The organism is Arsenophonus nasoniae (genome assembly GCF_004768525.1).
GTDB classification, from domain to species: Bacteria; Pseudomonadota; Gammaproteobacteria; order Enterobacterales; family Enterobacteriaceae; genus Arsenophonus; species Arsenophonus nasoniae.
Genome location: NZ_CP038613.1, coordinates 179956 through 202989, shown reverse-complemented (window position 1 = coordinate 202989; position 23034 = coordinate 179956). Strand labels below are relative to the sequence as shown.

The window sequence follows — 23034 nt, the reverse complement described above, 5'->3', positions numbered from 1 at the left end:
TTTCATGTAAATAGAACAAACCTAAAATAAATTAGGTTTATTTTTTTTTATTGCATTTACTAAAATTCAATAAATTAATTTGCAATAATTCTTTTTAACAGGAGAAGAGTATATGCAATTAGCTGAACGCATTGCTCAATTAAGTAACTATCTAGAAGCTGGTCTATATGAACGGCAACATACTATTCGCCTTTGTTTATTAGCCGCATTATCCGGAGAAAGTGTTTTTCTACTAGGTCCACCTGGTATTGCTAAAAGTATGATAGCTAGGCGGATAAAATAAGCCTTTAAAACAGTTAATTCGTTTGAATATCTAATGACTCGTTTTTCAACACCAGAAGAAATTTTCGGTCCACTTTCCATTCAAGCATTAAAAGAAGAAGGACGTTATCAACGTTTAACGGCAGGCTATTTACCTGATGCCGAAATTATTTTCCTTGACGAGATTTGGAAAGCCGGCCCCGCTATATTAAATACGCTATTAACGGCAATTAACGAAAAAAAGTTTAGAAATGGCTTTCACGAAGAAAATATTCCCATGCGCTTACTTGTGACTGCTTCCAATGAGCTACCAGAATCAGATAGTAGTCTTGAAGCTTTATATGATCGTATGCTTATTCGTTTGTGGCTAAATAAGGTTCAGAAAAAACAGAATTTTAGGGCATTATTAAATAGTAAAAAAGAAGAAAATGAAAATATTGTTCCCAAGCAACTACAAATAAGTAATGAAGAATATGAAGAATGGCAAGTAAAAATTTGCCAAATAAAACTACCTGATGATTGCTTTGAAATAATTTATCAATTAAGGCAACAAATTGATAATTTAGTTCCATCACCTTATATTTCTGATCGTCGATGGAAAAAAGCGATTCACTTACTCCAAGCTAGTGCTTTCTTTAATGGGCGTGATGCCATATCACCTTTAGATATTATTTTATTTAAAGATTGCCTTTGGCATGATCTACAATCCCTACAGCTATTGACACAATTAATTACTACGTTATTAATAGAAGAAGGTTGGCAACAACAAGCTATCAATAAGAAAATAGATGATCTTCATAATGATTGGCAGCAATCAATCCAAATTAATAACAATAAAACCGCTTTTAAATTAAAGAAAGAAAATCGTCTATTCAATCGCATTCCATATTATTCTGTATCCAAGCAAATTAATGAAAAAAACATAACATTATTTTTACATACCCCGCTTGTTTTACATAATATAAAAGTTATTTCTATTACCATAGATAAGAGTTCAATCAACGATACATTAAACAAAGGAAAAATTTCTGCTCAACTTAATAGCATTGGTTATCCTCAATTAATTTCAGCGCAAGTTAATAGCAAAAATCAATTGCAAGTGCTGGATGCAAGTAGAAAATCATCAACAGTTTATTTAAACGAAAAAATAGATGAAAATAAATTAGATAATAAATGGCTGGAAAAACTTGAACAACTTAATCATTTAATTCAACAACAAAAATCTTTATTTAGTCATCATCAACCTTGTTTTTTTATTGAAGATCATTGGCTAGCAACTATTGAGCAAAGCTTTTTAACTCTAACAGATAAATTATCTCAATTAAGAAAGCAGATGATGAGCAAATAATCTATGTTAAATATCGCAACGATTGATATGTTACTCTCCATTAATGAGTTGGAGCTAATAGAAGAAATTGTTTTAACATTACTCGCCACACCTCAATTAGTCATTTTTTTCGAAAAGTATCCTAATTTAAAATCTATTTTATTAAATGATCTTTTAGCATGGAAAAAAAATTTATATCGTCAATTGCAAGAGACCTTGGTGCCAATTAAATTAACCGAAGAATTTGCACTTTATCAGCAAAATTTAGCCATTGATACCACAAAATTTTTTAGTAATCTTCCGGTAACTATTAATAAATTAACAGAAATAGCTTCTACTTTTGTGCAAGAAGCTAATTATTTACAGGAAAGAATATCTCATGATCCCGCTGGACAATCGCTATTTATTCAACGCTGGCGTCTTAACCTTATTATTGAAGTGACAACGTTTAATAAACTGTTATTAGAGCGGGAAAAAGAACAATTATTGGCTGAATTAGAGCAACGATTGAAATTAACCGGAAATTTGATAGAAACGTTTAATCAAGATAATCATTCTGTTGGTAAATTATGGGATATTAGTAAAGGCGTTTTAACGCAATCTTCTAATAATATTCAATTGTTAATTCAGTATAGTCATTTTTTACAACAACAACCTGAACTAGAAAAATTAGCCGAACTTTTAGGTAGAAGGCAATCGTTGAAACCTAAACAAAAACAGCAGCAAATGTTAGAGTCAATAATCTCTGTGGAAAAAATACCTGACCAAATACCAGAGCAAATTAGTGGTATAAACCACGGTAATGATATTTTGCGTCTTTTGCCAAGTGAATTAGCTTTGCTTGGATTAGAAGAACTTGAATTTGAATTTTATCGCAAATTAGTCGAAAAACAGTTACTCACATACCGGCTACAAGGCGATAATTGGCAGCAACGAAAAATATTACGTCCAGCTATTAAGTATGAACGTAGCACGCTACGCGTGAGCGGCGCAGCGGTGCTGCTTCGGGGATGTTAATGAGTTGAGTACTGTTTTATACTCTGCAGTAGGTTAATTTTTTTCAGGGATTCATCTCGATGGCTCGCAATAAATCTCCCAGAAAGCGTAAACCGGTTAAATCAGGCAGGCTGCCCGTCACTTCACGTGCCACAGCGCCTGTTTATCCGAAACGTTTTATGCTCTCTCTCCCACCCGAAAATGATGATGACAGACCGCCTGAATTTTTTTATGACACCCTAAAAGAAGCCATACGCCACTGCGTCCGACTCGGCCCCAATTTTTTCTCGACACGCAGTATTACCCGCCGCTAGTCACGATTATCAGGGTTTTGAACAACGCCAAGACCAAGCCGATGACGCTGGATACGACTACACTGAGGGTAATAACTGAAAGTCTGCCTGCCGATGAATTCATCACCTATACGGAGCTAGGAATAATCCCTGTTTCCTTTGAACCCTGGGATAAACACACCGATAACTGGGCTGACGAATCTGACAATTTCTGTTTCTTTGGCAAGATGCCCATAAGGTAATTGAGTCAGATGTATATCCCTCGTCCTGCTAAACTACTTTTCACCATTGATGACGGTTGGAATAAATTCCTCGAAAATACGGCGATAGCGTTAGTTCGTGGACGAGTTTATCTGTGGAGCGCATGCTTGCCTGCGGCACTTGTGCCATGGGTGTCCGGCGCTATTGTTGCGCTTCGTCTGATTGTTCTCACAGCCGTTTTTCTGCCAAAGCTGTAAGTCAAAAGCCTGCAGTTCATGTGGCTTTAAAGCCACCGAGCAGTGGTTAGCACAGCAGGTTCATATTTTACCCGACTGCGACTGGCAACACATTACTTTCACCATGCCACATCTCCTTTGGCCTTTTTTAACAATAACTGGCCGCTACTTAATGCTCTGTTTCGGCAGCCACTCGAGCTATGCTGCAGTTGGCTCGCAAACAGGGTATCGAAATTGGTATTTCTGTGCCTTGCATACTTATGGCCGGCAACTCAATCAACATCCGCATGTTCATGTTTCCGTCACTCGAGGGGTTTGGATAGTAAACATAGTGTATGGCGAAAGCTGTTTTCAAAAAAAGGATGTCGAAGAAATCTGGCGAGGGCTGTTATCCGACTACTGCGTCACAGTTATGATTTAATTAACCCTGGCCTTCTTCCCGGTCTTGGCCATATCCGTGACAAAAAACATTGGCGGCGTTACTTGAGGGCGCAGTACGGACGTTATTGGAAAGTGCACTTTGCTAAAAAAAACGAAAGGGCATGGCATAGTGTTAAGTACCTCGGTCGCTACCTTAAACGCCCACCGGTATCTGCGTCAAAACTGCGGCATTACCGAGGGGGTGCCGTTGTTCATCACTACCATGACCACCGAACTGGCCAGCATCGGCAGCAGACTCTGCCGCAGGAAGAGATGATTAGACGCTATATGCCATATTCCGGCCAGGCATTTTAAAATGGTGTCAACGATCACCGAAAACTGATCCACTTTTATCTAAATCCGATCAATCAAAATTGATCCACTGTTTTACTCAGTTATTGCTCCTGAGCGCCGCTTATCTTTCAATCGGTAGCTTTCACCGCTTAATTGCAGTACATGCGAATGATGAAGTAAACGATCAGCATAGCGGCAGTTAATGTTGCGTCATCAGCAAAAGCACTTGGCCATTGCCCAAATGATAGGTTACTCGTCAATATGACACTGCCATGCTCATAACGCTTGGCAATCACATTGAAAACAGGTTTGCTTCTTCTCGCCCAAACGGCAGGTATCCAATCTCATCGATAATCAACAACTTCGGGGCCATCACCGAACGTGATAGATATTGTTTGAGCTTATTTTGTCGTTTGGCAGTTGAGAGTTGCAACATCAGTTCAGCTGCCGTGGTAAAGCGGGTTTTCTTCTTGGCCTGTACTGCTTTTAATCCTAACCCAATAGCTAAATGCGTTTTGCCTACACCGCTTGGGCCAAGCAACGACATTTTCATTACGTTCAATAAACGTTAATGCGCTTAATTCCTGTATGTGTTGTTTGGGGATCCCCGTTGCAAACTTAAAATCGAACGTATTAAGTTCTTTATGTGCTGGGAATCCTGCCATCCGACTCAAAAGATTACGAGTTCGTTCATCTCGTTGTTGTTGCTCACATTTTAACAGGGACAGTAAAAACTCTCCGTAGCTTTTGTCTTGGGCAATGCATTTTCGGCAAGTGATGACCAATGAGTCGGAATAGAATTTAATTTCAATGACTCACACAGGTGTTCAATTTGTTCATGCACAACATGTTCACCTCCCAGTAATGCTTCGTATACGCTGATTGAGTGTTGCAAACTGACAGATTCAAGGGCGGTACGATAGGGATATTAAGCGTATTAGTCTGTGGGATAGATTGGCAAACCCTTGCTGGTAAGGGTAGAAGAGACTTAACTTCCTTAGCTAATCTATCTGCTGGCTTCTAACGTTGTTCCATGAATTCGCTGATGGGCAACGCGTTGTAACCATGGACCCACTTTTGCATTAGCTATTTCAATATCCAGTTCAAGATTATGAGCACGAAGGTCGGTGTTTAATGGCACGATAAAGCTGTTTTTAAATAGTGGTTAAAGCGCTCTACTTTCCCTTTCGTTTTGCCCTGTAGGGCTTGCAAGCCTTCAATTTAAACCCGTAATCTTTCGACATTTGAAGCATTTCGACATGTAATTTATGCTCACCTTCTGCATAAGCATCCCGTTCGATGATGAGGGATTTTGCGTTATCACAATACTTCCTGTGGTACACCACCAAAGTAGTCGAAAGCTTCTCTTAAACCTTGCTGTCACGATTCTGCTCGTTCATTATCAAAGAACTTTACATAACTCGCACGCGAATAGCCTAGCGTTGCAACAAACGCTTTCAGCGATTTTTTACCTCGCCGGATGCTGGTGAAGTCGATTTGCATTTGTTGACCTGGCTGTGTTTCAAAACGGACGACTACTTCGGGAACAATGCTTGGTTTAAATTGACAAACAAATCGGCGTAATTGAGCAATACCACCTTGATAGCCGTTTTCAACTACCTCATCAAATAAGACTGTTGCAGGGATCCAATCAGGTTTAGCCAGTTCAATTCGCTGAAGCAAATAAGGTTTAAAGGGGATAATTTAGTCGGTTGTTGACTTTAGCATAAGTTGGCATTGTCTGTTGTTGTAAATGATGTTTTACGGTGTTACGGATATACCCAACTCACTGGCAATTTTCGAAGGCTTTGTCCTTGTGCAAAGCGAACATGAATATCCACAAATATCTCCTTGTTAACATAAATTATCCGTACAAAAATGTGCGAATAATACCAAGTGGATAAGTTTTAGATGATCGTTAGTGGATCAGTTTTGCATGATCGGTGACAATGGTGCGTTACTCTGGTTTTGTCGAATCGTAAACGGGGAAAACTATTGCCGAAAGTGTATAAGGCAATTGAGATGACGGCACGTAAAACCGGAGAACCCAGGTTTTCTGTGCTGATGAAAGGATTTCTGCGTACCGATCCGTACAAATGTATTCTGTGTGGCGACAGGCTGCTTTTCACCGGGGCGCAAATGGGTAAAAAGCAACGGAATTGTTGTCAGAAAGACTGCATAACCTGGAGAAAAGCGATGGTTACGCAGCTAAACGCAGGATCAATGTGTCTAAAATAAGGAAATCAGGTTAGAAATTACACTCTCTGAGGAAATGTTAACTGGCACTAAACACAATAAATCGATCCCCATCTCCTTTTTGCAATAAGGGATGGCTTTTGCTACTCACTTTAAAAGCGATTCAATTTCCTAACCATCAAGAACAACAACAACTAAAAGGGCCATTCATTGTATGCATTGACACGTCAGGTTCAATGGGAAAATTTAATGAGCGTTGTGCTAAAGCTTTCTGTCTCGCTTTAATGAAAATAGCCATGAGTGACAACCGTCAGTGTCACATTATTCTATTTTCAAAGGAAGTTATTCATTACGATTTGCTAAACATTGATGGATTAGAGCAATTAATGCAATTTCTTAATCAAACATTTAGTGGAGGAACAGATTTGGCGGCCTGTTTAAATAAATGTTTAGAAAAAATGCAACAACAGCAGTGGAAAGATTCAGATGTGGTTGTAATTTCAGATTTTATTGCTCAACGGCTACCTGATAATTTAATAAAAAGAATAAAAATTCACCAAACTAAACAACAACGCTTTCATGCTGTTACATTATCTAAATATGGAAAACCCGGTATCCTAAATATTTTCGATTATATCTGGCATTTTGATACCGGGCTAAAAAGTCGATTCATACGCTATTGTAAATAATTACAGCATATCCGCAATAACTGCATGACTTTCTGGCGACCATACACTACATTGAACTTGGCCAATATGCTTTTTCTGAAGTAATAACATTACTAAACGAGATTGTCCAATACCCCCACCGATTGTCTGTGGCATTTGATCTTTTATCAATGCTTGATGCCACTCAAGAGACATTCTATCTTCATCATCTGTGATTGCTAATTGGCGTGTAAGCGCTTCTGTATCGACACGGATCCCCATCGAAGAAATTTCAAATGCATCCTGTAATATAGGGTTCCATACAATAATATCACCATTTAAACCGGCATAACCTTCACCGTTAGGTGTTGTCCAATCGTCATAATCAGGAGCACGTACATCGTGAGCAAGGCCATGTGATAGTTTTCCACCAATACCAATAAGAAAAACTGCACCTAATTCTTTAGCTATTTCACGTTCTCTTCCTTTAGCATCAAGATCAGGATAGCGTTGTAATAGTTCTTCACTATGAATAAAATGAATTTGCTCAGGTAAGAATGGCTCTAAACCAAACTCTGTGTTTACGGCTTTTTCTGTTTCCTTTATGGCTTGATAAATTTTAATTACTGCCTGCTTTAAATAATCAAGAGAGCGCTCATCCTTAAGCATCACTTTTTCCCAATCCCACTGATCTACAAATACAGAATGAATAGGTGTGAGACGATCTTCATCAGGGCGCAATGCTTTCATATGGGTATAAAGGCCTTGTCCAGGTTTAAAATCAAAACGACCTAACGTTTTACGTTTCCATTTAGCCAATGAGTGTACAACTTCAAAAACAGAATCTGGCATCGATTTTACTTTGACTTGTACTGCTTTTTCATGACCGGAAAGGTTATCCTGAATTCCATCACCGAGACGACTTAATATAGGCGCTTGAACTTCAATTAAAGCTAACTTTTTTTCTAATAAACGTGAAAAATATGATTTAACAAAACTAATTTGTTGTTGTTTTTCGATGAATGACTTTTCCATTTTCTTACCCCATAATCTGTAGCATTGTTTGCTTTGTTATACAGATTAAGCAACAGATCAGGCCATAAATTCAATATACTTAATAAAAAAAAGTCATTATGATTTATAATATTCAAAATATATCCCTTTAAAATAGATAATCGCTAAAAATGGTGTTTTAAAATGGTTGAAAATTATCAGATCGATAATCTGGATCGTGACATACTTAATGAACTAATGAGAAATGCAAGGATCCCATACGCTGAAATGGCTAAAAAATTTGCCGTAAGTCCAGGTACGATACATGTCCGAGTTGAAAAAATGAAACAAGCTGGGATTATATTAGGAACACGTGTAGATATTAGTGTGAAGCGACTAGGTTTTGACGTCTGTTGCTTTATTGGCATTATTTTAAAAAGCGCAAAAGACTATCATACTGCCCTGAAAAAACTTGATGAATTAGACGAAGTGGTTGAAGTCTACTACACAACTGGACAATATAGTATATTTATCAAGGTAATGTGTCGATCCATTGATGCGTTGCAAGACGTACTTATCAACAAGATACAAACAATAGATGAGATCCAATCTACGGAAACCTTGATCTCTTTACAAAATCCAATAATGCGTACTATTAATCCATAAAAAATATAATAACCATATTATCCACAGGTAGATCCCAACTCATTCACAACATACAATAGCCATAGTTTTAAATAATGAGGTTTATAATGACAAAAGTAACATTGATAACAGGTAGCACTATGGGCAGCGCTGAATATGTGGCCGAGCATATTGCTGAAATATTGGAAAAAACTGGTTTCGACACTGAAGTTACATATGGTCCATCCTTAAAAGATCTACCAACAAAAGGTATTTGGTTAATTGTATGCTCTACCCATGGAGCAGGCGAACTACCTGAAAATATACAACCTTTAGCAAAAGAGATCAGCGAAGAAAAACCTGATCTTAGCCAGATTAATTATGGTGCGATTGGGATAGGTAGCAGGGAATATGATACTTTTTGTGGGGCAATCCATACTTTAGATCAACTACTAAAGGATCATCATGCAAAACGTGTAGGTGAACTATTAGAGATTGATATTCAAGAATATGACGTGCCAGAAGAACCCGCAGAAATTTGGATCGAAAAGTGGAAAGATAATATTACCGTTTTGAATAAATAAAATCACAAATAAATGTGGATAACTTTGCTTAAAAGCAGGGAATAACCGGTAGTTATCCATAGCATAAGCTTAAATGCTAGCAATCGTTGTGTATAACTAGCTATATTAATCCCAGCTTATACGGAGTAGGATCACTTATCATTCACAGCTAAAGATCATAAACAACATAATGATCTTCTTAGGGTATTTACGTTTATCCACAGAAGATCGCGATCCTAATAAAAGATCTAATAAAGAGATCTTTAAATAAAAAGATCTTATTTATATTAAACAAGGATCATATAACTTGCCTCTTTGCAAAACTCGAGTAAAATTCATTCCCAAAGTCATATTTAACACTAAGGTTCATACATGTTTTACCCAGAACAATTTGACGTCATTATTATTGGTGGGGGCCACGCTGGTACTGAAGCAGCTATGGCTGCTGCTCGTATGGGACGCCAAACTTTACTTCTAACCCATAATATTGATACGTTGGGTCAAATGTCATGCAATCCAGCTATCGGAGGAATAGGTAAAGGACATCTGGTTAAAGAAATTGATGCCTTAGGTGGCATTATGGCTATTGCAACTGATAAAGCAGGGATCCAATTCAGGACGCTAAATGCAAGCAAAGGGCCAGCAGTACAAGCAACAAGAGCTCAAACTGATCGCGTACTTTACAAACAAGCGATCAGGACAGCGCTGGAAAATCAAAACAATCTAATGATTTTCCAACAAGCTGTTGAAGACTTGATCGTAGAAAACGATCAAATTATTGGCGTAATAACCAAAATGGGATTAAAATTTCACACAAAATCTGTTGTACTAACCGTAGGTACCTTCCTTGACGGTAAGATCCATATAGGATTAGAAAATTATAGTGGTGGCAGAGCTGGTGATCCTCCTGCTATTGGTCTATCGCATAGGTTAAGAGAACTACCTCTACGGGTAGATCGACTTAAAACAGGTACACCACCTAGAATAGATGCAAGAACTATCGATTTTTCCCAATTAGTACCGCAATTTGGTGATGATCCTACGCCCATTTTCTCTTTTATTGGATCTGCGGAACAACATCCAAAACAATTACCTTGCTACATCACCTATACCAATGAAAAAACTCACCAGGTGATTCGTGATAACTTAGATCGCAGTCCTATGTATGCAGGTATCATTGAAGGAATAGGTCCTCGCTACTGTCCTTCTATTGAAGATAAAGTTATGCGGTTTGCGGATCGTTCAGCACATCAAATCTTCCTTGAGCCAGAAGGACTAACAAGTAATGAAATTTACCCTAATGGAATTTCTACTAGTTTGCCTTTTGATGTACAAATGCAAATTATACATTCGATGAAAGGTCTAGAAAATGCTCGTATTATTCGACCAGGATACGCTATTGAATATGATTTTTTTGATCCTCGGGATTTAAAACCAACTTTAGAAAGTAAATTTATCAAAGGATTATTTTTTGCTGGCCAGATCAATGGCACCACTGGTTATGAAGAAGCTGGAGCACAAGGATTATTAGCTGGACTTAATGCAGCTCGTTACGCTTTTGAACAAGAGGGATGGTTTCCTCGTCGTGATCAAGCTTACATTGGTGTTTTAGTTGATGATCTTTGTACATTAGGAACTAAAGAACCGTATCGAATGTTTACTTCACGAGCAGAATATCGTCTCATGCTACGTGAAGACAACGCTGATCTTCGTTTAACTGAAAAAGGCTATGAGCTTGGTCTAATTGATGAAAATCGTTGGCAAAAATTTTGTCGTAAAGTTGAATTAATAGAACAAGAACGTCAACGCTTGCGTAATCTTTGGTTACATCCTAATTCAGATAAAATTAATGATCTTAATCAAGTGTTAGCTGTTCCGCTTTCAAAAGAATCAAATGGCGAGGATTTACTACGACGTCCTGAAATGAGTTACAAATTACTTACTTCTTTAAAATATTTTTCACCTGCAATTGATGATCCTCAAGTTACAAATCAAGTTGAAATTCAAGTAAAGTATGAAGGTTATATTATTCGTCAACAAGAAGAAATAGAAAGACAACTCCGTAATGAAAATACAACATTACCGACTAATTTAGATTACAAGCAAATTACTGGCCTTTCTAATGAAGTCATTGCCAAGCTCAATGATCATAAACCTAGTTCTATTGGTCAAGCATCGCGTATATCAGGTATTACACCAGCTGCAATATCCATATTATTAGTATGGTTAAAAAAACAAGGTTTATTACGTCGGAGTGCTTAAAATGAGGTTAGTAACCTATTTTAAAACTTTATTAGATAAAACAGATATTATTTTGACCGATCAGCAAATACAACAGCTCATTGCCTATATTGAATTATTAAATAAATGGAATAAAGCATATAATTTAACTTCAATTAGATCTCCTGAACAAATGATTATTCGTCATATTTTGGACAGCATAATTGTTGATAAATACCTTGTTGGTAAACGATTTATTGATGTCGGAACAGGTCCAGGATTACCGGGTATACCACTTGCTATTGTTCGCCCTAATGCTCATTTCACACTGTTAGATAGTTTAGGAAAACGGGTCAGATTTTTGCGACAGATACAACATGAATTGATGCTTAAAAACATAGAGCCTATCCAAAAACGAGTTGAACAGTACCAACCGGTAGAAAAATTTGATGGCATAGTAAGCCGGGCATTTGCTTCAATACAGGATATGCTTTCATGGTGTCAGCATCTTCCGAAGCAAAATGGAGGACAATTCTATGCGCTTAAAGGTACACTTTCCGCAAGTGAAATATCAACTTTTCCTTCTAAATTTAAGCTAAATAAAATTATTTCGTTGGATGTACCTGGCCTCAATGAACAGCGACATTTAGTGATTTTAGGGTTCAATTAATATTGTTTTTGATCAAAAAAAGTGACATTTTTAGTCAAAAAAATAAATTTTAAAATGTTACTGTTATTTTTTGCATTAAAATTTTAAAAAGAAATAATATTAACTTTTTTATTACATTATGATAACCAAAAAGGATAATAATTATATTGTATTCTACTTATTATTAATTAGTTACATAAAAATATCTAAATGTATTTTCCCATTTATTTTCAATAAAAATAATTAGTATTTCAGAGTTAATTTTTTATCTTTGATTTTCTGATTTTTTACTCTATTTCTTTTTAAGTAAATAATTTACCACATTAAAATGTGATAAAGATCATATTTTAAAAATTAATATAATTAAATAATGGTAATTAAATTGACTTAAATTTGTTTATTTTCGTGTTGCATCGAAAAATTTAAATATTTGTTCACGTTTTCGCTACTTATAGATTGAATTCATTTTTTTGGGTCGTATAATTTGCAGGTTTTTGTCTCTTGACACTCTTGAGCAAAGGCAGTTTTATACGCACTCTGCAATTTAAGATGCAAAATACTGGGAGAAAATATTAAGAGTCATGTCTGTATCCTTCTACAACGGTAAAATTGCTTTAAAACTGTTGTTATTTCAGTTAATGGCGCTTGTAATCCTGAGTATAGCTTTCTACATGAATAGTGTAGAATGGGGCTTATCTGCTTTTGCGGGCGGGTTCGCATGTTGGTTATCTAATGCTTTATTTATGCTGTTAATACGTTATCAAAAGGCAGTGAAAAAAGATGTTCCTATTCACATTGCATGGTTTTTTACCATTGGTGAGGGAGTCAAAGTTATTATAACAATAACTGTATTGGTAATTGCTTTGGGTATATTTAAAGCAGCATTTTTGCCATTAGGTTTGACCTATTTAGCTATGTTGACTATTCACATCATTACACCAGCTGTAATTAGATAGTGAGCATTTTTTAACAACAAAAGGGTAAAGACATCATGTCTGCATCAGGAGAAGTGATGACTGCGGGAAGTTACATAGGACACCATCTAAATAATCTTCAGTTGGACCTGCGTACCTTCAAATTAGTTGATCCCCATAACAACAATGATCCAACATTTTGGACGTTAAATATTGACTCGCTTTTTTTCTCAGTTGTCCTTGGAATTATTTTCTTGTGGCTCTTTAGAAAAATTGCCGTTAATGCAACCAGTGGCGTACCTGGTAAATTCCAAACTGCAATAGAAATGGTCATCGGTTTTGTCGATAATACTGTTCGTGATATGTATCATGGTAAGAGCAAAGTCATTGCACCTTTAGCTTTGACGGTGTTTGTTTGGGTATTATTAATGAATACCATGGATTTGTTGCCAATCGATTTACTTCCTTATATCGGAGAACACTACTTAGGTTTGCCTGCATTGCGTGTTGTTCCAACTGCGGATGTAAGCATTACTATGTCAATGGCGATTGGTGTATTTATCTTGATCATTTTCTACAGTATCAAAATGAAAGGATTAAGTGGATTTACGAAAGAGTTAACTTTACAACCATTCAATCATCCTATTTTCATTCCTATCAATTTGATTTTAGAAGGTGTTAGCCTGCTGTCTAAACCGGTATCACTAGGTTTACGGTTGTTCGGTAATATGTATGCAGGTGAATTGATCTTCATTCTTATTGCAGCTTTGTTGCCTTGGTGGTCACAGTGGATACTTAACCTACCTTGGGCAATTTTCCATATACTGATTATTACATTGCAAGCTTTTATTTTTATGGTTCTAACGATCGTTTATTTATCGATGGCGTCAGAAGAACATTAATTTCAACTTACTAATAAATTTTTTTATTTAACTGAAACAAACTGGAGACTGTCATGGAAAACCTAAATATGGATCTGCTGTACATGGCTGCCGCTGTAATGATGGGATTAGCAGCGATTGGTGCTGCAATTGGTATTGGCATCCTGGGGGGGAAATTCTTAGAAGGTGCTGCTCGTCAGCCAGATTTGATTCCTCTATTACGTACGCAGTTCTTTATTGTTATGGGCTTAGTTGATGCCATTCCGATGATTGCTGTTGGTCTAGGACTATATGTGATGTTCGCAGTTGCTTGATAATGCAAGCTAAATGGGAACATTAATATGTTAATTTTTAAAGAGGTATTGTGCGATGAATCTTAATGCGACAATCCTCGGCCAGGCTATTGCATTTGTCCTGTTTGTTTTGTTTTGTATGAAGTATGTATGGCCACCAATTATGGCGGCGATTGAAAAACGTCAAAAAGAAATTGCTGATGGTTTATCTTCTGCAGAGCGAGCTAAAAAAAACTTGGACTTGGCAAAAGCTGATGCGACCGAACGACTGAGAAAAGCAAAAGCAGAAGCACAAATCATTATTGAACAAGCCAATAAGCAACGTGTTCAAATGATTGAAGAGGCTAAAGCAGAGGCTGAAATTGAACGTAACAAGATCGTTACTCAGGCGCAAATTGAAATTGATGCTGAGCGTAAGCGTGCTCGTGAAGAATTGCGTAAACAAGTTGCTATGTTAGCAATTTCAGGTGCAGAAAAAATAATTGAGCGTTCCGTTGATGTAGCTGCTAATAGCGACATCGTTGATAAATTGGTCAACGAACTGTAAAGGAGGAAAGGGGCATGTCTGAAATTACTACGGTTGCTCGCCCCTATGCCAAAGCAGCTTTTGATTTTGCTGCAGAAAACCAACTTGTTGATAAATGGCAAAATATGCTTAGTTTTATTGCTGAAGCAACCCGTAATCAACAAATAGGTGAGCTGCTTTCTGGTTCAATAGCGCCAGAAACATTAGCGAAAACATTTATCACTATTTGTGGTGATGAAATCGATGAACATGTTCGAAATCTAATTCGCATTATGGCTGAAAACGGGCGTCTAAGTACGTTACCAGAGGTTTTGAAGCAATTCATACAATTACGCGCTTTTCTGGAGTCAACCGTTGATATTGACGTCATTTCTGCCACTGAGCTAAATGAAAAACAGCAATTTAAAATTTCTGCAGCGATGGAAAAACGTCTGTCACGTAAAGTTAAGCTGAATTGCAAAATTGATAAGTCTGTTATCGCAGGAGTTATTATCCGCGCCGGAGACCTGGTTATTGATGGTAGCGTGCGTGGTCGTATTGAGCGTTTAACTGACGTCTTGCAGTCTTAAGGGGATTGGAGCATATGCAACTGAATTCCACCGAAATCAGTGAACTGATCAAGCAACGTATTGCTCAGTTTGATGTAGTGAGTGAAGCTCACAATGAAGGTACAATTGTTTCTGTTAATGATGGGATCATCCGCATTCACGGTTTAGCTGAAGTTATGCAAGGTGAAATGATCGCATTACCTGGTAATCGTTATGCTATTGCACTCAATTTAGAGCGTGACTCAGTTGGTGCCGTAGTCATGGGACCTTATGCTGACTTAGCAGAAGGTATGAAAGTCAAGTGTACAGGTCGTATTCTTGAAGTCCCTGTAGGTAGAGGATTACTTGGGCGCGTTGTTAATACGCTGGGTGAGCCTATTGATGGTAAAGGGCCTGTTGAGCATGATGGGTTCTCTGCCGTTGAAGTTATTGCACCTGGCGTTATTGATCGTCAATCGGTTGATCAACCTGTACAAACAGGATACAAATCGGTTGATGCTATGATCCCTATTGGACGTGGTCAACGTGAATTAATCATTGGTGATCGCCAAACCGGTAAAACGGCATTAGCTGTTGATGCCATTATTAATCAGCGTGATTCAGAAATAAAATGTATTTATGTAGCAATTGGGCAAAAAGCGTCAACTATTGCTAATGTGGTACGCAAACTCGAAGAGCACGGTGCACTCGAGAATACGATAGTTGTTGTTGCTACTGCTTCTGAATCTGCGGCATTACAATACCTTGCGCCATATGCTGGCTGTGCAATGGGTGAATATTTTAGAGATCGTGGTGAGGATGCATTAATTATTTATGATGATCTCTCCAAGCAAGCGGTTGCTTATCGACAAATTTCGCTATTGCTACGACGTCCTCCTGGACGTGAAGCTTACCCGGGTGATGTTTTTTATCTCCATTCTCGTTTACTCGAGCGTGCTGCGCGTGTTAATGCTGAATACGTTGAAAAATTTACTAATGGTGAAATCAAAGGTAAAACCGGTTCATTAACGGCATTACCGATTATTGAAACGCAAGCAGGTGATGTTTCAGCATTCGTACCTACAAATGTAATTTCAATCACCGATGGACAAATTTTCTTGGAGTCTAACTTATTTAATGCGGGGATTCGCCCGGCAGTTAACCCAGGAATCTCAGTATCACGTGTAGGTGGCGCGGCTCAGACTAAAATTATCAAAAAATTATCTGGTGGCATTCGTACCGCGTTGGCACAATATCGCGAGTTAGCTGCATTTTCACAATTTGCTTCTGATTTAGATGATGCGACCCGTAAACAGCTTAATCATGGACAGAAAGTTACCGAATTGTTGAAACAAAAACAGTATGCACCAATGTCAGTTGCACAACAGGCTTTATCTTTATTTGCTGCTGAACGTGGTTATCTGGATGATGTTGAACTAGCAAAAATTGGTGATTTTGAGACGTCACTGCTGGCTTATGCTACTCGTGAGCATTCTATCTTGCTGAAAGAAATTGATCAGACAGGTAAATATAACGATGAAATCGAAGCCAAGTTAAATGCCTTGCTCGATTCTTTTAAAGCAACTCAATCCTGGTAATTCTATTCGGCCTTTATTGAGACCGTTTGGTTAATAAGGAGGAGCTGAAATGGCGGGCGCAAAAGAGATACGTTCTAAGATCGGTAGTGTACAAAACACACAAAAGATTACTAAAGCGATGGAGATGGTCGCTGCATCCAAAATGCGAAAAACACAAGATCGTATGGCAGCTAGTCGTCCTTATGCAGAAACTATGTGTAGTGTAATTGGCCACTTAGCATTAGGTAATCTGGAATATAAACATCCATATCTTAAAGAACGTGATGTTAAACGTATTGGTTATTTAATTGTTTCAACTGATCGGGGTTTATGTGGTGGTTTAAATATTAATTTATTTAAAAAATTGCTAACAGAAATGAAAATATGGACTGATAAGGGTGTTCAGGTTGATCTGGCATTAATTGGTTCTAAAGCAGTTTCATTCTTTAATTCGGTTGGGGGTAATATTGTTGCTCAGGTAACCGGAATGGGAGATGATCCTTCTCTGTCTGATCTTATCGGACCCGTGAAAATTATGTTAGAAGCATATGATGAAGGGCGTCTAGATAAGTTGTATGTGGTAACTAACAAATTTGTTAATACCATGACTCAAATACCAACGATTACTCAATTATTGCCTCTACCTGCGGGTGATGATGAAACATTGAAAAAGAAATCTTGGGATTATTTATATGAACCAGATCCTAAGATACTACTTGATACCCTGCTGCGTCGTTATATCGAATCACAGGTTTATCAGAGCGTTGTTGAAAACTTAGCTAGTGAACAGGCTGCTCGAATGGTAGCAATGAAAGCGGCTACTGATAATGGTGGTAACCTGATCAAGGAGTTGCAGTTGATTTACAATAAGGCTCGTCAAGCCAGCATTACTCAGGAACTTACCGAAATCGTTTCGGGGGCTGCCGCAGTTTGATGGTTAGGTTTACGAATTACGTAGAGGATTCAAGATGGCTACTGGAAAGATTATCCAGGTAATCGGCGCCGTAGTGGATGTCGAATTTCCTCAAGATGCGGTACCTAAAGTGTACGACGCGCTTGAGGTAATAAATGGTAAAGAAAAACTAATTTTAGAAGTTCAGCAGCAATTAGGTGGCGGTGTCGTTCGTTGCATTGCGATGGGGACTTCTGATGGTTTAAAACGTGGTTTAGACGTTGTTGATTTAGCTCACCCAATTGAAGTGCCTGTCGGTAAAGCGACCTTGGGGCGCATCATGAATGTGCTAGGTGATCCTATCGATATGAAAGGTGAGATAGGTGAAGAAGAACGTTGGGCTATTCATCGTGCCGCTCCCAGTTATGAAGATTTATCTAATTCAACAGAATTACTCGAAACCGGTATCAAAGTAATGGATCTTATTTGCCCATTTGCTAAAGGGGGTAAAGTAGGATTATTTGGTGGAGCTGGTGTTGGTAAAACAGTAAACATGATGGAACTTATTCGTAATATTGCGATTGAGCATTCCGGTTATTCTGTTTTTGCCGGTGTTGGCGAGCGGACTCGTGAAGGTAATGATTTCTATCACGAAATGACAGACTCAAATGTATTGGATAAAGTTTCTCTGGTTTATGGTCAGATGAATGAACCACCTGGAAACCGTCTACGTGTTGCGTTAACGGGATTGACGATTGCTGAGAAGTTTCGTGATGAAGGACGGGATGTCTTGTTATTTATCGACAACATCTATCGCTATACATTAGCAGGAACAGAGGTGTCGGCCTTGCTAGGCCGTATGCCTTCGGCAGTAGGTTATCAACCGACCTTAGCGGAAGAGATGGGGGTATTACAGGAGCGAATTACATCAACTAAAGCGGGTTCCATTACGTCTGTTCAAGCAGTTTATGTTCCTGCCGATGATTTGACCGATCCTTCACCAGCAACGACTTTTGCTCATTTGGATGCAACGGTCGTTCTTAGTCGTCAAATTGCCTCATTAGGTATTTATCCTGCGGTTGATCCATTGGACTCAACTAGTCGGCAGCTTGACCCATTGGTTGTAGGGCAAGAGCATTACGACGTAGCACGTGGTGTTCAGTCTATTTTACAGCGTTATCAAGAATTGAAAGATATCATTGCTATTCTGGGAATGGATGAGTTGTCTGAAGAAGATAAGTTGGTTGTTGCACGTGCTCGTAAAATTCAACGCTTCCTGTCTCAGCCATTCTTTGTGGCGGAAGTTTTCACCGGTTCACCGGGAAAATTTGTTTCTTTAAAAGATACTATCCATGGCTTTAAAGGTATTTTGAATGGTGATTATGATCATCTGCCTGAACAAGCGTTTTATATGGTAGGTACTATCGAAGAAGCGATAGAAAAAGCGAAAAATTTATAATGTCGCTGGTGGGAGGTTGATATGGCTGCAATGACATACCATCTGGTTGTGGTAAGCGCTGAAAAGCAGATGTTTGACGGCCTTGTCCAGAAAATCCAGGTGACAGGCAGCGAAGGGGAGTTGGGGATTTATCCACAACATACGCCGCTGTTAACTGCCATTAAGCCTGGTATGATACGTATTACTAAACAGTTTGGCGAAGAAGAATTGATCTATCTTTCTGGTGGTATTCTTGAAGTTCAACCAAATGGTGTTATTGTATTGGCTGATACAGCGATCCGTGGTAAGGATTTAGATGAAGCTAAGGCATTAGAATCTAAACGTAAAGCGGAAGAGCATATTCGTAAAGCACATGCGGATGTCGATTACGCTCAAGCATCGGCTGAATTAGCGAAAGCAATTGCTAAATTACGTGTCATCGAGCTGATGAAAAAATAATATAATCCTAAGAAATTATTAAAAGAATAGCTGTAGAAAGACAACTATTTTTATAAAAATTAGGTAAATACAGGGAGTGAGACAATTTATTTATGTTTCGCTCCTTTTCTTTTATATAGATAGTAAGCTTTTTTATTTGAACGAAATATGTAGTAATTTGCTTAATAAATAGTTTTACTTTTACCTAACTGATGGAGTTATTAGGTTTTTATGTCTATGAACGCAAAAAGTGTTGTGATTCTCGCGGCGGGGAAAGGTACCCGCATGTATTCTGACTTACCAAAAGTTTTACATCCACTGGCTGGCAAACCAATGGTGCAGCATGTTATCGACACGTCATTATCACTTGGGGCAGCTAATATTCATTTAGTTTATGGCCATGGAGCTGATTTAATTAAATTAGCTTTAGCTAATCAACCTGTTAATTGGATCTTACAGGCAGAACAGTTAGGAACAGGGCATGCAATGCAGCAAGCAGCACCATATTTTGCTGATAATGAAGATATCCTCATGCTTTACGGTGATTCTCCCCTGATCACAAAAGAAACACTTGAACGATTAATAGCCGCTAAGCCCGATGGCGGAATAGGTTTATTGACGGCAATCGTTAATGAACCGACAGGTTATGGACGTATTATTCGTGAAAGAGGCCAAATAGTTGGTATTGTTGAACAAAAAGATGCAACAGAAGAACAAGCTAAAATTAACGAAATTAATACTGGTATATTAGTTGCTAATGGTAGTGATTTAAAGCGATGGCTGAAAAAACTTAATAATAACAATGCGCAAAACGAATATTATGTAACCGATATTATTTCATTGGCGCATGAAGAAGGTTGTAAAATAAATGCTGTTCATCCTAAGAAATTGAGTGAAATGGAAGGAGTGAATAACTGTTTACAGCTTTCAGCGCTTGAACGTATTTATCAACAAGAACAAGCAGAAAGGTTGTTATTAGCGGGTGTTATGGTTATTGATCCGGCTCGTTTTGATTTGCGTGGGACATTAAAGCACGGGCGTAATGTAATTATCGATACTAATGTTATTATTGAAGGGGACGTTGTACTGGGTAATAATGTACATATTCATGCCGGTTGTATATTAAGAAATTGTATTATCAATGATAATTCAATTATTAGCCCTTACTCAGTTATAGAAGGCGCAGAATTATCTACCGCCTGTACTGTTGGCCCTTTTGCTCGTTTACGTCCGGGAACTAGGCTAGCAGATAAAGTGCATGTTGGTAATTTTGTTGAGGTTAAAAACGCCGCTTTAGGTGTGGGCTCTAAGGCTGGCCATTTAAGTTATTTAGGTGATGCTGAAATTGGTGCTGATGTTAATATTGGCGCAGGAACAATAACTTGCAATTATGATGGGGCTAATAAATTTAAAACCACTATTGGTGATAATGTTTTCGTTGGATCTGATACGCAATTAATTGCCCCGGTTACCATTGCTGATGGGGCAACTATTGGAGCAGGAACGACTTTAACTAACGATGTTAAAGAAAATGAACTCGTTATTAGTCGTATCAAACAGCGGCATATTCTCAATTGGCAACGCCCAGTAAAGAAAAAATAGCCACAAAAGAAATAATGACGATTGATCATCTATTTTATAAAGAATAAACCCAATATCTACAGGCTCTGGGAACGGTAAAAACCGAATTTATTAATCAGGTTACGGCAGCATAAGAGCAATATGCTCCTCTATTTTGGAATGAAAATTGATGTGTGGAATAGTTGGTGCAGTAGCACAACGTGATATAGCTGAAATTCTTATTGAAGGGCTTCGTCGACTGGAGTACCGAGGTTATGACTCTGCCGGTATAGCCGTGGTTGATGATAAAGCCAATCTGACACGATTACGTGAAACGGGTAAAGTTCAGATCCTGGCTGATGAAGTAGAAAAACATGCTGTCATTGGTGGCACAGGTATTGCGCATACACGTTGGGCCACTCATGGTCAGCCAAGCAAAAAAAATGCCCATCCGCATACATCGGAATATATTGCGGTTGTTCACAATGGAATTATTGAGAATTATCAAGAACTGCGTGAACAACTTAAAAAACAAAAATATGTTTTTACTTCAGAAACTGATACTGAAGTTATCGCGCATTTAACGCATTGGGAATTACAAAAGGGTGGCACTTTGCTTGAAGTGGTACAGCGTGTTATACCCCAGTTAAAGGGCGCTTATGGTACCGTCATTATGGATAGCCGTACTCCTGGATTACTGGTGGCTGCGCGTTCGGGTAGCCCTTTAATTATAGGTTTAGGTGTTGGTGAAAATTTTCTTGCATCTGATCAATTAGCCCTTTTGCCGGTTACACGTCGCTTTATCTATTTAGAGGAAGGTGATATTGCTGAAGTGACTCGTCGAACAGTGCGAATTTTTGATCAGCAAGGCATAGAAGTTGAACGAGAGTCAATAGAATCTAATGTTCAATATGATGCTGGAGATAAAGGAATTTATCGCCACTATATGCAAAAAGAGATCTATGAGCAGCCCTTAGCAATAAAAAATACCTTGGAAGGTCGCTTTGATCAGCAGGATAGAGTTATTTTTACCGAATTAGATAAAAAAGCCCAAAATCTATTATCTCAGGTTGAACATATTCAAATTGTTGCTTGTGGGACTTCATACAATGCTGGAATGGTTGCCCGTTACTGGTTTGAATCTTTAGCCGGGATACCTTGTGATGTAGAAATTGCTTCTGAATTCCGTTATCGCAAACCGGCCCGGCGGAAAAATAGTTTATTGATCACCCTTTCTCAATCGGGTGAAACCGCCGATACTTTAGCGGCATTAAGATTATCGAAAGAGCTTGGTTATCTGGCATCATTGGCCATATGTAATGTTTTCGGTTCTTCTTTGGTTCGTGAATCAGATTTTGCATTAATGACAAAAGCCGGCGCAGAAATTGGTGTAGCATCCACCAAAGCATTTACCACCCAATTGACAGTTTTATTATTGTTGGTTGCTTATCTGAGCCGCTTGAAAGATAAAGATATTGCCCTTGAGCGAGACATCGTTCAGGCATTACATGCCCTACCTGCTCGTATTGACAGTATGTTATCGCAAGAAAAAATGATTGAAGTTTTAGCAGAAGATTTTTCAGATAAAAATCATGCTCTTTTTCTGGGGCGTGGTGATCAATTTCCGATAGCGGTTGAAGGTGCGTTAAAGCTAAAAGAGATTTCTTATATTCACGCCGAAGCCTACGCAGCTGGTGAGTTGAAACATGGCCCATTAGCCTTGATTGATGCCGATATGCCCGTGATTATTATTGCGCCGAATAATGAATTATTGGAAAAGCTTAAATCAAACATAGAAGAAGTTCGTGCCCGAGGAGGATCACTTTATGTTTTTGCTGATAAAGACGCCGGTTTTATTGACAGTGAAAATATGAAAATTATCCCATTACCCCATGTTGAAGAGTTAATTGCCCCGATTTTTTACACCATTCCACTGCAATTATTATCTTATTATGTAGCCTTAATCAAAGGTACCGATGTGGATCAACCAAGAAATTTAGCTAAATCTGTGACTGTTGAGTGAGTTGGGTTAGGCTATCCTCATAAATTATTGTATAGAATAGTCTGA

At 38.1% G+C, this 23034-nt stretch carries 19 protein-coding genes and 6 pseudogenes; 22 read left to right on the top strand and 3 right to left on the bottom strand.

Going from position 1 to position 23034, the window contains the following annotated elements; genetic code table 11:
* Positions 1-112: 112 nt before the first annotated feature.
* From ravA to ArsFIN_RS29125, 5 genes and pseudogenes are all read left to right on the top strand, one after another.
* A pseudogene (gene ravA / locus ArsFIN_RS00845) lies at positions 113-1609 on the top strand (ATPase RavA).
* 3 nt (positions 1610-1612) lie between these two features.
* Positions 1613-2605, top strand: coding sequence for a vWA domain-containing protein (locus ArsFIN_RS00840; protein ID WP_051297166.1), 993 nt, complete (start codon positions 1613-1615; stop codon positions 2603-2605).
* A gap of 59 nt (positions 2606-2664) precedes the next feature.
* Positions 2665-2898, top strand: coding sequence for a hypothetical protein (locus tag ArsFIN_RS00835; RefSeq protein WP_135677407.1), 234 nt, complete (start codon positions 2665-2667; stop codon positions 2896-2898).
* Positions 2899-2915: 17 nt separating this feature from the next.
* Positions 2916-3119: a hypothetical protein gene (locus tag ArsFIN_RS00830; protein WP_135677406.1), complete on the top strand. Its 204-nt coding sequence runs from the start codon at positions 2916-2918 to the stop codon at positions 3117-3119.
* Between the two features lie 9 nt (positions 3120-3128).
* Positions 3129-4056 (top strand): annotated as a pseudogene (locus tag ArsFIN_RS29125) (IS91 family transposase); the annotation flags it as partial.
* 65 nt (positions 4057-4121) lie between these two features.
* Here ArsFIN_RS29125 and istB read toward each other — a convergent pair.
* A pseudogene (gene istB, locus ArsFIN_RS00820) lies at positions 4122-4890 on the bottom strand (IS21-like element helper ATPase IstB).
* Positions 4888-5893: pseudogene (istA, locus tag ArsFIN_RS28675) on the bottom strand (IS21 family transposase); the annotation flags it as partial. The pseudogenes istB and istA, both read right to left, overlap by 3 nt.
* An 84-nt stretch (positions 5894-5977) precedes the next feature.
* Here istA and ArsFIN_RS00810 point away from each other — a divergent pair.
* Both ArsFIN_RS00810 and ArsFIN_RS00805 read left to right on the top strand, forming a co-directional pair.
* Positions 5978-6240, top strand: a pseudogene (locus ArsFIN_RS00810) (IS91 family transposase); the annotation flags it as partial.
* Positions 6241-6379: 139 nt separating this feature from the next.
* A pseudogene (locus tag ArsFIN_RS00805) lies at positions 6380-6913 on the top strand (VWA domain-containing protein); the annotation flags it as partial.
* Here ArsFIN_RS00805 and asnA read toward each other — a convergent pair.
* Positions 6914-7906, bottom strand: coding sequence for an aspartate--ammonia ligase (gene asnA, locus ArsFIN_RS00800; protein ID WP_026822431.1), 993 nt, complete (start codon positions 7904-7906; stop codon positions 6914-6916).
* Between the two features lie 162 nt (positions 7907-8068).
* On the opposite strand from asnA, the gene asnC reads away from it, so the two are divergent.
* From asnC to glmS, 15 genes are all read left to right on the top strand, one after another.
* A complete protein-coding gene (gene asnC / locus ArsFIN_RS00795) occupies positions 8069-8530 on the top strand; it encodes a transcriptional regulator AsnC (RefSeq protein WP_026822430.1) in 462 nt (153 codons plus the stop codon).
* 86 nt (positions 8531-8616) lie between these two features.
* Positions 8617-9072 carry an FMN-binding protein MioC gene (mioC, locus tag ArsFIN_RS00790; RefSeq protein WP_026822429.1) on the top strand — a complete coding sequence of 152 codons (456 nt, stop codon included), beginning with the start codon at positions 8617-8619 and terminating at the stop codon, positions 9070-9072.
* 351 nt (positions 9073-9423) lie between these two features.
* Entirely contained in the window at positions 9424-11313 is a 1890-nt protein-coding gene (gene mnmG / locus ArsFIN_RS00785) for a tRNA uridine-5-carboxymethylaminomethyl(34) synthesis enzyme MnmG (protein WP_026822428.1), read from the top strand.
* A 1-nt stretch (position 11314) separates the two neighbouring features.
* Entirely contained in the window at positions 11315-11941 is a 627-nt protein-coding gene (gene rsmG, locus ArsFIN_RS00780; protein WP_034249434.1) for a 16S rRNA (guanine(527)-N(7))-methyltransferase RsmG, read from the top strand.
* Positions 11942-12501: 560 nt separating this feature from the next.
* Positions 12502-12876 (top strand): F0F1 ATP synthase subunit I, encoded by a 375-nt coding sequence (atpI, locus tag ArsFIN_RS00775; RefSeq protein WP_026822426.1) that lies wholly within the window; start codon positions 12502-12504, stop codon positions 12874-12876.
* Between the two features lie 35 nt (positions 12877-12911).
* On the top strand, positions 12912-13736 hold the full coding sequence (gene atpB, locus ArsFIN_RS00770; RefSeq protein WP_026822425.1) for a F0F1 ATP synthase subunit A: 825 nt from the start codon (positions 12912-12914) through the stop codon (positions 13734-13736).
* A gap of 53 nt (positions 13737-13789) precedes the next feature.
* Positions 13790-14029 (top strand): F0F1 ATP synthase subunit C, encoded by a 240-nt coding sequence (gene atpE / locus ArsFIN_RS00765; RefSeq protein WP_000429386.1) that lies wholly within the window; start codon positions 13790-13792, stop codon positions 14027-14029.
* Positions 14030-14084: 55 nt separating this feature from the next.
* Complete coding sequence (gene atpF, locus ArsFIN_RS00760) at positions 14085-14555, top strand: F0F1 ATP synthase subunit B (RefSeq protein ID WP_026822424.1); 471 nt, start codon at positions 14085-14087, stop codon at positions 14553-14555.
* Positions 14556-14569: 14 nt separating this feature from the next.
* On the top strand, positions 14570-15103 hold the full coding sequence (atpH, locus tag ArsFIN_RS00755; RefSeq protein ID WP_026822423.1) for a F0F1 ATP synthase subunit delta: 534 nt from the start codon (positions 14570-14572) through the stop codon (positions 15101-15103).
* A 14-nt stretch (positions 15104-15117) separates the two neighbouring features.
* Positions 15118-16659 carry a F0F1 ATP synthase subunit alpha gene (gene atpA / locus ArsFIN_RS00750; RefSeq protein ID WP_026822422.1) on the top strand — a complete coding sequence of 514 codons (1542 nt, stop codon included), beginning with the start codon at positions 15118-15120 and terminating at the stop codon, positions 16657-16659.
* A gap of 49 nt (positions 16660-16708) precedes the next feature.
* Positions 16709-17572 (top strand): F0F1 ATP synthase subunit gamma, encoded by an 864-nt coding sequence (gene atpG / locus ArsFIN_RS00745; RefSeq protein ID WP_026822421.1) that lies wholly within the window; start codon positions 16709-16711, stop codon positions 17570-17572.
* 34 nt (positions 17573-17606) lie between these two features.
* Positions 17607-18989, top strand: coding sequence for a F0F1 ATP synthase subunit beta (gene atpD, locus ArsFIN_RS00740; RefSeq protein ID WP_026822420.1), 1383 nt, complete (start codon positions 17607-17609; stop codon positions 18987-18989).
* Positions 18990-19010: 21 nt separating this feature from the next.
* Complete coding sequence (locus tag ArsFIN_RS00735; RefSeq protein ID WP_026822419.1) at positions 19011-19427, top strand: F0F1 ATP synthase subunit epsilon; 417 nt, start codon at positions 19011-19013, stop codon at positions 19425-19427.
* A gap of 210 nt (positions 19428-19637) precedes the next feature.
* Positions 19638-21008 (top strand): bifunctional UDP-N-acetylglucosamine diphosphorylase/glucosamine-1-phosphate N-acetyltransferase GlmU, encoded by a 1371-nt coding sequence (glmU, locus tag ArsFIN_RS00730; protein WP_026822418.1) that lies wholly within the window; start codon positions 19638-19640, stop codon positions 21006-21008.
* A gap of 148 nt (positions 21009-21156) precedes the next feature.
* The gene (gene glmS / locus ArsFIN_RS00725) at positions 21157-22989 is read left to right on the top strand and encodes a glutamine--fructose-6-phosphate transaminase (isomerizing) (RefSeq protein ID WP_026822417.1); all 1833 of its coding nucleotides are present in this window, start codon (positions 21157-21159) and stop codon (positions 22987-22989) included.
* Positions 22990-23034: the final 45 nt, after the last annotated feature.